Genomic DNA, 14,129 nt, shown 5'->3' with positions numbered 1-14,129 from the left:
GCGACCCGGCGGTGCGTGAGACACGTTCCGGGCTCGCAGAACCTGCGTCACGCACCGCTCGGGCCGGGTGTCAGAGGTAGCGGCGCGCCCGGTCCGCCGCCGACCCCGGCCCGGAGGCGAGCAGCGTGCTGAGCTCGTGCTCGAGCACGGCGCCCACCCGGCGGCAGAAGTCCTCGGGCTCGTCGGCGGCGTCGGGCTTCTCCGCCACGATCCGGTCGACGACGCCCTGGCGGTGCAGGTCGATGGCACGCACCTGCTGGGCCCGCGCCATCTCGGCGGCGTGGTCGAGGTCGCGGTGGACGATCGCGGACGCGCCCTCGGGCGGCAGCGGCGAGAGCCACGCGTGCTGCGCGGCGACGACGCGGTCGGCGGGCAGCAGGGCGAGCGCACCGCCGCCGTTGCCCTCGCCCAGCATCAGGCAGAGCGTCGGCGCGTCGAGCGTGACCAGGTCGGCCAGCGACCGGGCGATCTCGCCGGCGAGCCCGCCGTTCTCCGCGTCGGCCGACAGCGCGGCCCCCTGGGTGTCGATGACCGTCACCAGCGGCAGGCCGAGCTCGGACGCCAGCCGCATCCCGCGCCGGGCCTCGCGCAGCGCCTCGGGCCCCATCGGGTGGTCGGTGGTCTGGCCGCGACGGTCCTGGCCGAGGAAGACGCACGGCGCCTCGCCGAAGCGCGCCAGCGCGATCAGCAGCCCCGGGTCGCGCTCGCCCTGCCCCGTCCCGTTGAGGGGTACGACGTCCCTGGCGGCGTAGCGCAGCAGCCGACGCACGCCCGGCCGGTCGGGACGCCGCGAACGCGTCACGCAGTCCCACGTGTCGACGTCCGGTACGTCGTCCTGGCCGGGGTCGGCGACCGGGGTGACGCCCTCGCGCGCGGCCATCAGGATGGTGAGCGCGCGGTCGAGGATCTCGGCGATCTCCTCGGGCGGCAGGACGGCGTCGATGATGCCGTGGGCGTAGAGGTTCTCCGAGGTCTGCACGCCCTCGGGGAAGGGCTTGTCGTAGAGCGCCTCGTAGACCCGCGGTCCGAGGAAGCCGACCAGCGCGCCGGGCTCGGCGACGGTGACGTGCCCGAGCGAGCCCCACGACGCCATCACGCCTCCGGTGGTGGGGTGGCGGAGGTAGACGAGGTAGGGCAGGCCCGCGGTGCGGTGGGCCGCGACGGCGGCGGAGATCCGCACCATCTGGACGAAGGCCGGCGTGCCCTCCTGCATCCGGGTGCCGCCGCTCACGGGAGCGGCGACCAGTGGGAGGCCCTCCCGGGTCGCGCGCTCGATGCCGGCGACGATCCGGTCGGCAGCGGCCCGGCCGATCGACCCGGCCAGGAAGCCGAACTCGCCCACCAGCACCGCGATGCGCCGTCCGTGCATCCGTGCCTCACCGGTCAGCACGGACTCGTCGACGCCGGACTTCTCGGCCGCGGCGGCCAGCTCGGCGGCGTACTCCTCGCTGATGCCGTCACGCACCGGCGGGGTGTCCCACGAGGACCACGAGCCGTCGTCGAGGACCAGGTCGATGAGGTCGTGCGCGGAGAGGCGGGTCATGCGGGGAGGGTAGTCGCCTCAGCCCTGCGGGACCCCGGGCTCCGGCGTCCGCTCGCCCATGATCCAGGCGTCGAAGAAGGCCGACAGCTCGCGACCCGTCTCGGCCTCCCAGTGGTCGTAGACCTGCTCGCGGGTGGCCGAGGTGTTGTCGTGGTCGGCCAGCCAGGAACGGGCCACGGCGTAGAACTCGTCGTCGCCGAGGTCCTCGCGCAGCTCGTTCCACATCAGCGCGGGCGGGTAGTAGATGTTCGAGCCGCCGAACTGGCGCCGGTCGTAGGCGCCGGGCGGACCGTACTGGTCGCGCAGCTGCTGGTCCGTGGAGCGTGCACTGCGCAGGCTCTGGCGCAGCGGGCGGATGCCGTGCTCGTCCTCGTAGACCCACTGCAGCAGCATCGTCGTGCCCTCGTTGAGCCAGACGTCGCGCCAGTCCGACGGCGAGACCTGGTCGCCGTACCACTGGTGGACGATCTCGTGCGCGACGACCTGCGGCGACAGGACGTAGTCGTTGGTGCCGAGGGTGATCATCGTCTGGGTCTCCATCGCGCTCTGCGAGTCGGTGACGACGAGGCCGAGGGAGTCGAAGGGGTAGTCGCCGAGCCGGTCCTCGACCCAGTCCACGGTCGCCGCGGCGGTCCGGATCGAGTCGAGCGGACGGCCCAGGTCGCGCGGGGTCCAGTAGTCCACCCGCAGGCCGCTGTCGGAGGTGTTGCTGCTGTGCTCGTAGTCGCCGATCGCGAGGGTGACGAGGTACGACGACGCGGGCTCGGCGAGCTGCCACGACGTGGTCGTGCCGTCGGCGTCCGACTCCAGCACGGTCAGCTCGCCGTTGGCGATGCCGGTCCACCCCGGCGGGGCGTGGACGGTGACGTCGTAGAGCGCCTTGTCGGACGGCTGGTCGTTGACCGGGTACCAGGTGTACGCGCCGTACGGCTCCTGCATCGTCCACACCTCGCCGGAGCGGGTGACGGTGAAGCCCGTCTCGGAGAAGTCGCCGCGGGTGGTCGGTGCGGGGGCGGGCTCGGGCGTGCCGACGTAGTCGAGGGCCAGCTCGTGGCGCTCGTCCGCCTCGATCGGCGCCCTCAGCACGAGGTCCTTCCCGCGCCGGGCGAAGCGGACCGGTTCGCCGTCGAGGGTGACCTCACCGACGGTGAGGGGAGCCCCGAGGTCGAGCTGGAAGCGCGGTGCGTCGCGCGTCGCGCGGAACGTGATCACCGCCCGGCCGGTGAGTCGCTCGGCACGGGGCTGCCAGGTCAGGTCGAGGTCGTAGTGGAGTGCGTCCACGCGGGGGTCGCCCACCCCGGGGTAGACGCTGTCCTCGCGCGGGGTCGACTCGGCGAGGTCGAGGTCCGGCTCCACCGGGTCGCTCACCACGGGTGCCGACGCCGAGGCGGACGGCGACTCGCCTGCCGATGGTGCTGCCGACGGGCTCGCCGACGGCGCGTCCTGCGGCGCGTCGGACGGGGTGGACCCCGAGCCACCGGAGCAGCCGGCCAGGACGGCGAGGGACAGGCCCGCCGCCAGCACCGCGCGCACGCGGTGTGGTGTCAACGATCGCCCCGCAGCAGCGGCCGGGCGAGCTTGCGTCCGTGGTGGATCTGCGCCTTGACGGTGCCGAGAGGGGCGTCGACCAGCGCCGCGATCTCGTCGTAGGGCAGGCCGTAGACGTCGCGCAGCAGCAGCGGCTCGACGTACTGCGGGTGGTCCTTCTCGATCGTGTCCATCGCCTCGAGGAGGTCGAGCCGGGTGCCGGCGATGACGCTGGTGGTGCGCGGGTCGGGACGGTCGTGGGCGCCGTCCTCGAAGTCGGTCGGCGTGGCGAGGTTCTTCAGCCGGCGGTACGTCGTGCGCGCGCTGTTGACCGACACGATGTGCAGCCACGTGGTGAACCGGCCGCGGCCGCCCCACGAGCCGATCTTGGTGGCCGCGTTGAGCATCGCCTCCTGGCACGCGTCCTCCGCGTCGCCGGAGTAGGGCAGCACTCCTCGACAGATGTTGAGCACGCGCGGACGCACCGCGGCGAGCAGCAGCTCGAGCGCGTCACGGTCCCCGTCACGTGCTCGTCGCGCCAGGTCGTCGATGTCGTCCGGCGCCAACGCGTCGCCCGGGTCCCCCGAATAGCTCACCCCTGCACGATAATGCCCGGGTGTCCGCTCCCACTCGTCTCGGTCGTTACCCGGTGCGCCGCCGCATCGGTTCGGGAGCCTTCGCGACCGTCTGGCTCGCCTACGACGAGCACCTCGACAGCGCCGTGGCCATCAAGGTCCTCGCGGACAACTGGACCGACGACCACCACATCCGCCAGCGCTTCCTCGAGGAGGGCCGGTTCCTCCGCAAGGTCGAGTCGCCCCACGTCGTCTCGGTCTACGACGCCGGCGAGCTGGAGGACGGCCGCCCCTACCTGGTGATGGCGTACGCCGACCAGGGCACGCTGGCCGACCTGGTCGAGCTCTCGCCGATCCCGAGGTCGCAGGCGATGGCGGTCATCACGCAGGTCGGACGCGGGCTCAGCGCCCTGCACGACCGCGGCGTGCTGCACCGCGACGTGAAGCCCGCCAACGTCCTGTTCCGGACCGTGGAGAACGGCCGCGGACCGCACGTGGTGGCCATGCTCGGCGACCTGGGCCTCGGCAAGGCGATGGACATGTCCTCCCGCCTCACCATGGCCGGCGGCACCCCCTCCTACGTCGCCCCGGAGCAGGCCCTCGGCGAGGGGCTGGACGCGCGGGCCGACCAGTTCTCGCTCGCGGCCCTGAGCTACTTCCTGCTGACCGGGCGCCAGCCCTACTCCCACGCGAGCCTCGCCGCCGCCGAGAACCCCTCACCGCCTGCGCCGATGGACCTCGACGACCCGGCCGCCGAGGCCGTGGTCCTGCGCGGCCTGGCCCGGGACCGCGAGGACCGTTTCCCCGACGTCGAGTCCTTCACCTCCGCGCTGGTCGAGGCGCTCGGCGAGCCCGCCGACGAGACGCCCGCGGCCTGGGTGCCGATCGACCCCGCGCTGACGCGTACGGCGTCCCGGCCGGACGGCACCGGGGTGGCGAGCGACCAGCCGGCGCCGCGGCGACGCCACCGACGCTGGCCGTGGGTCGCGGCCGCCGTCCTCGCCCTGGTCGCCGGCACCGGCGCGGGCTGGGCGCTGGAGCGCACCGCCGCCTCCGAGCGCACGGTCGAGGACTCGACCGGCACGCTTTTCGTCACCGTCCCCGAGGCGTGGACAGGCCAGGTGGATCCCGAGCAGTGGGTGCCGTTCGACGGGCGCTCCGAGCAGCCGGCGGTCGCGGCCGGCACGGGGTCGGGCTGGAACTCCGACGACGACCCGGGCGAGGGTGTCTTCGTCGGCATCCTGCCCGGTGAGGAGCTGCCCTCGCGCGTGCCGGGCCACGCCGCCTGCCCGGTCCAGCGCGGTCCCTACTTCGACGAGAAGGACGGCGACGACATCATGACCGTCTTCTTCAGCGGGTGCCCGGGCGTGGACCTCACGGTCGAGCGTGTCGTCCAGGTCAACCAGAACCAGCTGATGTGGATCCAGATCCGCACCGACGACCGCGGGGTCGCGAACAGTGTGCTTGACTCCGTGGTGGCGAAGGGGGTCTGAACCGCTCCCGCGGTCAGCCGAGTCGTACGCCGGACCCGACGCGCGCGATGAGCTCGGCCATGCCCTGGTCGTCCACCTCGCGCCCGGTCACGGCGATCTCCACCTGGGCGTTGTCGGACCCGGTGAGGTCGAGCCAGCGCAGGTGGCCGTACCGGAGGTGGTTGGCGGTGACGAAGGAGAAGTGCAGGCTGTCCCTCGTCTCCTCGAGCACCTCGACGTTGCTCTCGTCCTCGCGCAGCTCGCCGATGCGCCGGTCGAGGGTCCACTCGATCGAGCGGCGGTTGCTCAGCACCTGCTCCACGCGCAGGACGTAGCCGAAGTCGGGCTGGTCCGGTGGTCGCCACTGCCACTCGTTGAGCGAGTTCTCGGAGAAGGTCCACCCCTTCGGCACCGGCAGGGTCATCCGGAAGTCGCCCGCGCCGACCGTCTGGCGCACGAGCGGGAGCCCGGTGGCGAGCGGCGGGGTGTCCGGGTCGGGGAGCAGCTCGGGGACCGGGTCGACCGGGAGGCTCGGGGACGCCGGCACGGGCGAGGCCCGGAGGCCGCCCGACGGGTTCTCGCCCAGGGCCAGGGACGCGCCGAACCCCGCCGCGACTCCGATGGCGAGCAGCAGCGCGAGCACTGCCGTCCCCCGCCAGTTCACGGGCGCAATCTAGCGCGTGGGGGTGGGCTCAGCCGACAGGCCCGCCGCCCGCCCCCTGCATGCCGTCGCCCACCCGGCGGATGAGGTCCTGCGTGCCGGCCACGTCGCGCTCGCGGCCGTGGACGACGATCTCGACGTCGGCCTGGCCGCTGGCGTCGAGGTCGAGCCAGCGCATGAAGCTGTGCCGGGCGTTGCCCTCGTTGCTGCGGTAGGTGTACTCGAGCGTCTCGGCGCCGCGGTCGACGATGAAGACGTCGTCCTGCTCCTCGCGGAGGCGCTCGATCCGGATGTTGATGGCGTCCTCGATCGTGATGTCCTGGCTGTTGATCTGCTCGATCCGCATCACGTACGTGTTGTTGGACGTGCCCGGCTTCTTCCACTTCCACTCGTTGCTGGCGCTGGCGTTGGTCGTCCAGCCGACGGGGGCGGGGAAGGTGATCTCGAACTTGCCGGTGCCGAGCGTGGCCGGCTTCATCGCGATGTCGGGCTCGAGGGCCGGGTCGTCCGGGTCGGGGGTCGGGGGCTTCGGGGCCTCGACCGGCATCTCCGGTGCCTGCGCGGGCACCGGGGACGGGACGCCGGCGCCGATCGAGCCGCCCCGGGTCTGTGCGGACGCGGCGAAACCGCCCCCGACGCCGATCGCCAGGAGCGCGACCAGTGCTACAGGCCCCCGCCACTCCACGCTTCCATCATGTCAGTCGGCCGGGTGGTCTGGTCCACCAGCCGCGCGCGGTGCGCCGGCCGCCACCGGGGCGCACCATCGGGGGATGGTCACGCGGTGGGCCGTCCGGGCAGCACGGGCGTTCGACGGCGAGCGGTTCCTGCCGGGCGGTGCGACGGTGCTGGTCGAGGGCGACCGGGTCGTCGGTGTGGAGGCGGCCGCCTTCCGGCCAGCGGACGACGTACCCGTCACCGAGGTCCCCGGCACGCTGCTGCCGGGGCTGGTCGACTGCCACGTGCACCTCGTCTCCTCGGGCGCCTTCCCGGGTACGCCGGGGAGCCTCGAGTGGGCCGGCACGGCGGCCGCCGCCGCGGTGGACGAGGTGATCACCGGCAGCCTGCGGGCCCAGGTCGCGGCCGGCGTGACCAGCGTCCGCGACCTCGGCGACGTGGCCTACCGCGTGCTCGACCACCGCGGGCGGGAGGGCGAGGGGCTGCCCCGGGTGGTGGCCTCGGGGCCGCCGATCACGATCCCCCTGGGGCACTGCTGGTTCCTCGGCGGCGACGTGGATCCGGACGAGCCCGGCGCGCTGCACCGTGCGGTGGTCGAGCGAGCCGGGCGCGGCGTCGACCTGGTGAAGGTGATGGCGAGCGGCGGCTTCCTGACGCCCGGCAGCGACCAGCTCGGCGCCCAGTTCGACGTGGTCCCGCTGCGCCGCATGGTCGAGGCGGCCCACGCGGCCGGGCTGCGGGTCGTCGCCCACGCGCACTCCGTCATCGGCGCGGAGGTCGCCCTGGGCGCGGGGGTCGACGGGCTGGAGCACTTCACCTGCATGGCCGAGGGCGCGACGGACCCGCCCGTGGCCCTGCTCGACCGGGTCGCGGCCGCGGGGGCGACCGTGTGCCCCACGCTCGGCAACGACGCCTCGCGCTTCCCGCCCGTGTCGGCGATGCCACCGCACGTCCTCGAGATGCTCGAGCGCATCGGCATCACCGACCGCGACGAGCACCTCGCCCGCGCCGCGGCCAACTCCGTCAAGCTGCGCGACCACGGGATCCGGGTGGTGTCGGGGCTCGACGCCGGGGCGATGCCCGCCAAGCCGCACGGTCACCTGTGGCGCTCGATCGCCGAGCTGGTCCGCGGCGGCTGGCCGGTGGACGAGGCGCTCGCGACCGCCACCTCGGTGGCCGCCGAGGACTGCGGTGTCGACGCCGGGCGGCTCGCCGCCGGGCGCCTCGCCGACCTGCTGGTGGTCGACGGCGACGTGGCCGCAGACGTGACGGCGCTGGGGCGGCCCACCTCCGTCTGGGTGGGTGGCGTGGCGGTCGACCTGCCCCAGTCCTGACCGCGACCGCCGCCACGTCCTACCGTGACGCCATGCTGATCCGCAACGCCCGCCTCGTCGCGGTCACCGAGGCCGTCCCCGGTCCTGTCGACGTGCGCCTCGACGGCGCCCGCGTGGTCGAGGTCGGACCGACGTTGGCCGGCGGGGACGAGACGTCGTACGACGCCGGCGGCCGCTGGCTGATGCCGGGGCTGTGGGACCAGCACGTCCACCTGGGTCAGTGGACCCTGGCCTCCGCGCGCCTCGACCTCGGCGGGGCACGGTCGAGCGCGGAGGCGGTGGCTCTCGTCCGGGAGCGGCTCGAGGAGTGGCCCGACCTGCCCGTCATCGGCTGGGGGCACCGGCCGACCGCGTGGCCCGACATGCCGACCGTGTCGGACCTCGACGCCCTCGACACCGAGCAGCCGATCGTGCTGATCGCCGGCGACGGCCACCACGGCTGGCTCAACACGGTCGCGCTCTACGCCCTCGCCCTGCCGATCCGCGACAGCGTGGTCAGCGAGGCGGAGTGGTTCATGGCCTACGGCCGGCTGGCATCGGTGCTGGGTCAGGACGGCACCGGCCCCGACGCCTACCGCCGGTCGATGGAGGCTGCGGCCGCGCAGGGCGTGGTCGGGCTGGTCGACCTCGAGTTCAGCGGCGGGGTCGCGGACTGGGCGGCTCGTTGGGCGGGCGGCGCGGACCTCCTGCGGATCCGCCACGCCTGCTACGCCGACGGCCTCGACGACGTGCTCTCCCGCGGGCTGCGCTCGGGTGACCCGCTGGCCGACGACCCGCGCCTGACGATGGGGCCGCTGAAGATCATCAGCGACGGGTCGCTCAACACCCGCACCGCCTGGTGCTGCGAGCCCTACGCGGACAAGGCCGTCCCCGGCTTCGAGGAGGGACAGCCCAACCAGGCCCCCGAGGAGCTGCGCGCCCTGCTGGCCCGGGCGGCGGCCGGTGGGCTCGACGTGGCGGTCCACGCCATCGGCGACCGCGCGGTCACCGAGGCCCTCGACGCCTTCGAGGAGACCGGCGCCCGCGGCGGCATCGAGCACGTTCAGCTGACCACCCGCGACGACGTACGCCGCATGGCGCGGCTCGGCGTGCGCGCCAGCGTCCAGCCCGCCCACCTCCTCGACGACCGCGACGTGACCGAGCGGCTCTGGCCCGGTCGCGCGGAGCGGTGCTTCCCGCTGCGGTGGATGCTCGACGACGGCGTCGACGTCGTGCTCGGCTCCGACGCCCCGGTGTCCCCGCTCGACCCGTGGCTGGCGGTCGCGTCGGCCGTGCACCGCTCCGGCGACGACCGCGAGCCCTGGCACCCCGAGCAGTCGATCACCGCCCGTGAGGCGCTCGCCGCGTCCACCGACGGCTGGGGCACGGTCGCCGCCGGTCATCCCGCCGACCTGGTCCTTCTCGACGCCGACCCCCTCGACGGCCCCTCGGAGCGCGAGCACGCCGCCCGCCTCCGGTCCTTCGCCGACCGCGTCGCGGTGACCTGGGTCGCCGGGGAGACGGCGTACGTCAGGGACTGAGGTCGGCGGTCAGACCGCGTCCGCCACACCGTGAGCGGTGCGTGAGACAGCTTCTGCACGGCCGGAACCTGCGCCACGCACCGCTCCTCGGCGGGCGGCGTACGAGCGGTGGGTGAGGCAGGTTCTCAGCGCTCAGAACCTGCGCCACGCACCGCTCGTCGTCGGCGGCGGTCAGGCGAGCGCGAGCGTGGCGTCGAGGACGAAGGCCGGGTCCTCGAGCCGGTCGCCGTAGATCTCCCGGAGCTGGCCCACGCGGTAGCGCACCGTCTGGGCGTGCACGAACAGCTCCTCGGCGACGGCGTCGCGGCGGCCGTGGTGGAGCAGCCAGCTGCGGAGCGTGTCGGTGAGCTTCTCGGCCGTCGAGGGGCGCAGGTCGGCGAGCGGGGCGAGCACCCGCGCGCGCAGGTCCTCCCGGGCGGAGGCGTCGGCGGCGAGCACCAGCGAGGCGAGGTGCTCGTCGGAGTCGACGAGCCCGTCTAGGTCGAGTGCGGCGCAGCGCAGGGCCCGGCGGTACGACGCCGCTGCCTCCAGCCAGGGCACGCCCGGGCCGACGACCGCGTCGGTGCCGCGCAGCGCGCGGAGCAACGTACGTCGCGCCGCGGCCGACCCGGTGCCGGGCACGAGCAGCGAGGCGTGGCCCTCCGGCAGCCCCGGGACGTCGTCGCTGGGCTGGAGGGTGCCCGGGTCGAGGGCGGTCAGGGCGTGGGAGACCTGCGACTCCGGGAGCACGAGAGCGGTCAGCGACCCGGGCGGCTCCCAGCCCGCGCGCTCGGCCGCAGCCGCGACGGCGTCGGCGGGTGCGTCGGTCAGCAGGGCCCTCGCGAGGCGTTCGAGGTTGCGCTGGCGCATGCGGCCGCTGCTCTCCAGCTCGTCGGTGTGCCCGGCGACCGAGGCCGCCGACAGCTCGTCGATGTAGGCGAAGACCAGCTCGGCGAACTTCGCGAGCTGTCCGGAGTCGACCCCCGCCTCCACGGCCACGCCCGACATGTCGCGCCACGAGGCGCGGGCGCCGATCCGGTACGCCGCGAGCAGCGCCTCGACCGTCCGGCCGCTGCGCGCCTCGCCGCGACCGAGCTGGTAGGCACCCTCGATGGCCGGCGCCTTGGGCGCGTCCGCGTCCTGGCGGGTGGCGAGGGTCAGGAAGCCGCCGAGCGCGAGCTGCACCGCGTTGCGGATCACCTCGCCCATCCGGCCGCTCCACGCGCCGGCATAGCTGGGCACCTCGTCGACGATCGTGAGCACGGCGCTGTCCGCGACCTCGGCGAGGTGCGACCGGAGCGCGGCCGCTACCTTCGGGTCGAGACCGACGATCGTCTGTATTTGTGTGGCGGGGCGCACAGGGCGAGTGACCATCGGGACTCCTGAGGTCGGTTTTGTTCGCTGCGAACAAGAGTCTAGCCCCGATTCACGTGCGGGGAGCAGGAAGATCTGCTGGCGATCAGCGAGATTTGGTGTCATGAGCACGACTCTCGAGCCGCCGGCACGCGGCGCCACGCGCACCAGGCGACTGGGCGACCAGCTCGTCCGGGTCGCCGAGGCCGCCACCACGCCCTACCTGCCGGCCGACTTCATGGACCTCTTCGCGCCCCTGCGCTCCGGCGCCGACCTCCGCGGACGCATCGAGTCGGTCCACCCGGAGACCGCGGACGCGGCCACCATCGTCATCCGTCCCGGTGCCGACTGGGCCGGCCACGTGCCCGGCCAGTACCTCCGCATCGGCATCGACGTCGACGGCGTACGCCAGTGGCGCGCCTACTCGCTCACCCACGGCCCGCGTCGCGACGGTCGCATCTCGATCACCGTCAAGGCCGTCCCCGACGGCCTGGTCAGCAACCACCTCGTCCACGAGGCGCGGCCCGGCACGCTGGTCCACCTCGAGCAGGCGGCCGGCGAGTTCGTGCTCCCGCCCGAGGGCGGCAAGTTCCTCATGGTCACCGCCGGCTCGGGCATCACGCCGGTCATCGGCATGCTCCGCAACCTCTTCCCGAGCACCGACGAGGGCGTCCTCCGGCTGCCCCGCAGCGAGGTGCACGACATCGTCGTCGTCCACGTCGCACCCAGCCACCCCCACTCGATCTTCATCCGCGACCTCGAGGCGCTCGACGCCGCCGGCGCCATCCGCCTCGTCGCGCGCTACGACGACGAGCACGGCGTGCTCGACGTCGCCGACCTGGCCGACCTGGTCCCCGACCTCGCCGAGCGGGCCACGCTCGCCTGCGGGCCGGCCGGCCTGCTCGACGCCCTCGCCGCCCACCACGACGAGGCCAGCCTGAGCCTGACGACCGAGCAGTTCCGCACCGCCCGCGTCGAGCCCGGCGACGGCGGCACCGTCACCTTCAGCTCGGGCACCACCCTCGAGCTCGACGGTGCGACGCCCATCCTCGACGCCGCCGAGGACGCCGGGATGCTGATGCCGAGCGGATGCCGGATGGGCATCTGCATGGGCTGCGTCATCCCCCTGCGCGAGGGCAGCGTGCGCGACCTCCGCAACGGCGCGATCACCACCGCCGTGCCCGGCGAGACCGGCGACCTCAAGGTGCAGACCTGCATCAACGCCGCCGCCGGCCCGTGCCACATCGACCACTGACACCCGACCTCCCCGACACCCCCAGGAGAGCGCCATGACCACCGTGCAGAAGAAGGCCGTGCTCGGCCAGACCAACCCGATCGCCCACCTCACCGAGGCCGACATCGAGCAGATCGGCATCGAGCTCGACGCCATCCGCCAGGACGTCATCGACAGCCGCGGCGCGAGCGACGCGGCGTACATCCGGCGTGTCATCGACACCCAGCGCAAGATCGAGCTCGGCTCGCGCGCCGTGCTGCTCTTCAGCGCGTTCCCCCCGGCGTGGGTGCTCGGCACCGCGGGCCTCAGCATCTCCAAGATCCTCGACAACATGGAGATCGGCCACAACATCCTCCACGGCCAGTGGGACTGGATGCGCGACCCCAAGATCCACTCCTCGACGTGGGAGTGGGACATGGCCTCGCCGGCCGAGCAGTGGAAGCACAGCCACAACGAGCTCCACCACACCTACACCAACGTCATCGGCAAGGACAACGACCTCGGCTACGGCATCATGCGCGTCGACGAGGACCAGACCTGGACCCCTGCCTCGCTCGCCCAGCCGGTCTTCTGCTTCATCAACGCCGTCTTCTTCGAGTACGGCATCGCCGCCTACGACCTCGAGCTCGGCGCGGTGATCAAGAAGAAGCAGACCAAGGACCCCGAGTTCCGCCGCCGCGTGAAGGCCGTCCTCGGCAAGATCCGCAAGCAGGCGACGAAGGACTACGTCGTCCACCCGGCGCTGTCGATCCCGACCGGTTCCTTCCTCCCGACCCTCGCGGCCAACTTCACCGCCAACGTCGTGCGCAACCTGTGGTCCAACTCCGTCATCCTCTGCGGCCACTTCCCCGAGGGCGTCGAGACCTTCGAGAAGCGCTCGATCGAGGGCGAGACCAAGGGCGAGTGGTACGTCCGCCAGATGCTCGGCAGCGCCAACATCTCCGGCTCGAAGTTCCTCCACCTGATGACCGGCAACCTGTCGCACCAGATCGAGCACCACCTCTTCCCGGACCTGCCGTCCAACCGCTACGCCGAGGTCGCGCCCAAGGTGCAGGCCCTCTTCGAGAAGTACGACCTGACCTACTGCGCGCGCCCGATGCCGCAGCAGGTCTACTCCGCCTGGCACAAGGTCGTCCGCCTCTCGCTGCCCAACGGCTGGCTCGCGACGACCAACAAGAAGAACGCGCCCCAGCAGCTGGCCATCCTCTACAAGATGGCCACCGGCGACCGCCGCACCCGCCGCCTGCTCGGCCGCAAGCTCGAGAGCGAGGCCCGGGCCGCCGCCTGAGGCTGGTGTGGCGCCGTGGCGCGGCCACCCTCGGCCGTGCCCGGCGACTGGTCTGGACCTCGGTAGAAACACGGATGTATCAGATCGGCGCCCAGAGCATCCTTCTTGTCGTGAGCACTCGACACGGGGAGGACGAGATGACCACGAGCACCACCATCAGGATGACCGGCGCATCGGGCGTGGCCCGATGATCCGCATCGGCTCCGTGGGAGAGCCCGGCAACGACGTCAGCGCTGAGGCGCGGCCGTCGGTGCCGCGGCCGCGCGGCGCCGTGGACGTGGGGTCCACGGTGCGCCAGCCGGTCTCCTGAGAACGCCAGACCGACAGCACAGGGGAGTGCCGGTCCGGGCCGGAGGTCGTACGACATGCGTCGCACGGCCTCCGGCTCTCGTGCGTCCGGGACCGGTGCGCTCGTTGGTCACCTCTGCATGAGCACCATGCAGGCAGTTCGTGGCTCGCCGCGCACGGCTGAGCGTGAGGCTCGGGCGCTGGCGCGCGAACTGCCTGCAGGGTGTCGGGCGGCGCCCTGACCGGAGCGCCGGTCAAGGATCCCGAGGACTCGACATGCCTGGTCTGGACCGTCTCCCGAAGGCTTCGCGCAGACTTCCATGAGTAAAGGAAGTGCGTCGGCGCCGCTCCTACTGTGCTTCTCAGGCGGCCCGTGGGGGGCCGTCAGGTGGAGACAGAAGGAGTCCGCCGATGAAGCACGACCGAGACACCCAGGGGATCGATCTCACCGGCCGCATCAAGTCGCTCGAGCAGTTCACCGGTTCGTTGGTCGCCCGGCCCGCGGCCGAGGCCGACGAGGGCCACGACGCCGACGTCATCCCGATCCACGAGGCTCCGCACGCCCGCCGGCGAGCACCCCGGCGCTCCCGGGTGTTCCTGCGCAGCGGTGGCGGCCAGGGCTTCTTCGCCGAGCTCACCGTGACCGCGCCCCTGCCCCGCCCTCCTGCTGACTGACGTGT

At 73.1% G+C, this 14,129-nt stretch carries 12 protein-coding genes; 6 read left to right on the top strand and 6 right to left on the bottom strand.

Going from position 1 to position 14,129, the window contains the following annotated elements:
* Positions 1-70: 70 nt before the first annotated feature.
* From ACNKF0_RS20825 to ACNKF0_RS20815, 3 genes are read right to left on the bottom strand one after another with little or no spacing between them, the layout of a single operon-like run.
* Positions 71-1,543 carry a carboxyl transferase domain-containing protein gene (locus ACNKF0_RS20825; RefSeq protein WP_416954693.1) on the bottom strand — a complete coding sequence of 491 codons (1,473 nt, stop codon included), beginning with the start codon at positions 1,541-1,543 and terminating at the stop codon, positions 71-73.
* Positions 1,544-1,561: 18 nt separating this feature from the next.
* The gene (locus tag ACNKF0_RS20820; RefSeq protein WP_416954692.1) at positions 1,562-3,076 is read right to left on the bottom strand and encodes a M1 family metallopeptidase; all 1,515 of its coding nucleotides are present in this window, start codon (positions 3,074-3,076) and stop codon (positions 1,562-1,564) included.
* Between the two features lie 11 nt (positions 3,077-3,087).
* Positions 3,088-3,666, bottom strand: a complete 579-nt coding sequence (locus ACNKF0_RS20815; RefSeq protein WP_416954691.1) for an RNA polymerase sigma factor — start codon at positions 3,664-3,666, stop codon at positions 3,088-3,090.
* 20 nt (positions 3,667-3,686) lie between these two features.
* Here ACNKF0_RS20815 and ACNKF0_RS20810 point away from each other — a divergent pair, with 20 nt between their 5' ends.
* The gene (locus ACNKF0_RS20810; protein WP_416954690.1) at positions 3,687-5,138 is read left to right on the top strand and encodes a serine/threonine-protein kinase; all 1,452 of its coding nucleotides are present in this window, start codon (positions 3,687-3,689) and stop codon (positions 5,136-5,138) included.
* Positions 5,139-5,151: 13 nt separating this feature from the next.
* Here ACNKF0_RS20810 and ACNKF0_RS20805 read toward each other — a convergent pair whose 3' ends face one another.
* Together ACNKF0_RS20805 and ACNKF0_RS20800 are read right to left on the bottom strand one after the other, a co-directional pair.
* On the bottom strand, positions 5,152-5,781 hold the full coding sequence (locus tag ACNKF0_RS20805) for a hypothetical protein (protein ID WP_416954689.1): 630 nt from the start codon (positions 5,779-5,781) through the stop codon (positions 5,152-5,154).
* Positions 5,782-5,809: 28 nt separating this feature from the next.
* Positions 5,810-6,463 carry a hypothetical protein gene (locus ACNKF0_RS20800; protein ID WP_299931405.1) on the bottom strand — a complete coding sequence of 218 codons (654 nt, stop codon included), beginning with the start codon at positions 6,461-6,463 and terminating at the stop codon, positions 5,810-5,812.
* Between the two features lie 85 nt (positions 6,464-6,548).
* On the opposite strand from ACNKF0_RS20800, the gene ACNKF0_RS20795 reads away from it, so the two are divergent.
* Together ACNKF0_RS20795 and ACNKF0_RS20790 are read left to right on the top strand one after the other, a co-directional pair.
* The gene (locus tag ACNKF0_RS20795; RefSeq protein ID WP_416954688.1) at positions 6,549-7,787 is read left to right on the top strand and encodes an amidohydrolase family protein; all 1,239 of its coding nucleotides are present in this window, start codon (positions 6,549-6,551) and stop codon (positions 7,785-7,787) included.
* Between the two features lie 32 nt (positions 7,788-7,819).
* Positions 7,820-9,307 carry an amidohydrolase gene (locus ACNKF0_RS20790; protein WP_416954687.1) on the top strand — a complete coding sequence of 496 codons (1,488 nt, stop codon included), beginning with the start codon at positions 7,820-7,822 and terminating at the stop codon, positions 9,305-9,307.
* A 171-nt stretch (positions 9,308-9,478) separates the two neighbouring features.
* On the opposite strand, the gene ACNKF0_RS20785 is transcribed toward ACNKF0_RS20790, so the two are convergent.
* Positions 9,479-10,660 (bottom strand): helix-turn-helix domain-containing protein, encoded by a 1,182-nt coding sequence (locus tag ACNKF0_RS20785; protein WP_416954686.1) that lies wholly within the window; start codon positions 10,658-10,660, stop codon positions 9,479-9,481.
* 103 nt (positions 10,661-10,763) lie between these two features.
* On the opposite strand from ACNKF0_RS20785, the gene ACNKF0_RS20780 reads away from it, so the two are divergent.
* The 3 genes from ACNKF0_RS20780 (at position 10,764) to ACNKF0_RS20770 (ending at position 14,124) form a co-directional block, all read left to right on the top strand.
* On the top strand, positions 10,764-11,894 hold the full coding sequence (locus ACNKF0_RS20780) for a ferredoxin reductase (protein WP_416954685.1): 1,131 nt from the start codon (positions 10,764-10,766) through the stop codon (positions 11,892-11,894).
* A gap of 34 nt (positions 11,895-11,928) precedes the next feature.
* A complete protein-coding gene (locus ACNKF0_RS20775) occupies positions 11,929-13,161 on the top strand; it encodes a fatty acid desaturase family protein (protein ID WP_299931400.1) in 1,233 nt (410 codons plus the stop codon).
* Positions 13,162-13,860: 699 nt separating this feature from the next.
* Positions 13,861-14,124 carry a hypothetical protein gene (locus ACNKF0_RS20770; RefSeq protein WP_416954684.1) on the top strand — a complete coding sequence of 88 codons (264 nt, stop codon included), beginning with the start codon at positions 13,861-13,863 and terminating at the stop codon, positions 14,122-14,124.
* Positions 14,125-14,129: the final 5 nt, after the last annotated feature.

Source organism: Nocardioides sp. T5, assembly GCF_048161455.1.
GTDB lineage: Bacteria > Actinomycetota > Actinomycetes > Propionibacteriales > Nocardioidaceae > Nocardioides.
This window is presented reverse-complemented; position numbering and strand designations above follow the sequence as displayed.

What these genes read in the sequence shown, in the direction of transcription:
- ACNKF0_RS20825 (WP_416954693.1), bottom strand. Translation starts at nt 1,543, where the DNA reads ATGACCCGCCTCTCCGCGCACGACCTCATCGACCTGGTCCTCGACGAC.
- ACNKF0_RS20795 (WP_416954688.1), top strand. Translation starts at nt 6,549, where the DNA reads ATGGTCACGCGGTGGGCCGTCCGGGCAGCACGGGCGTTCGACGGCGAG.
- ACNKF0_RS20790 (WP_416954687.1), top strand. Translation starts at nt 7,820, where the DNA reads ATGCTGATCCGCAACGCCCGCCTCGTCGCGGTCACCGAGGCCGTCCCC.
- ACNKF0_RS20785 (WP_416954686.1), bottom strand. Translation starts at nt 10,660, where the DNA reads ATGGTCACTCGCCCTGTGCGCCCCGCCACACAAATACAGACGATCGTC.
- ACNKF0_RS20780 (WP_416954685.1), top strand. Translation starts at nt 10,764, where the DNA reads ATGAGCACGACTCTCGAGCCGCCGGCACGCGGCGCCACGCGCACCAGG.
- ACNKF0_RS20775 (WP_299931400.1), top strand. Translation starts at nt 11,929, where the DNA reads ATGACCACCGTGCAGAAGAAGGCCGTGCTCGGCCAGACCAACCCGATC.
- ACNKF0_RS20770 (WP_416954684.1), top strand. Translation starts at nt 13,861, where the DNA reads ATGAAGCACGACCGAGACACCCAGGGGATCGATCTCACCGGCCGCATC.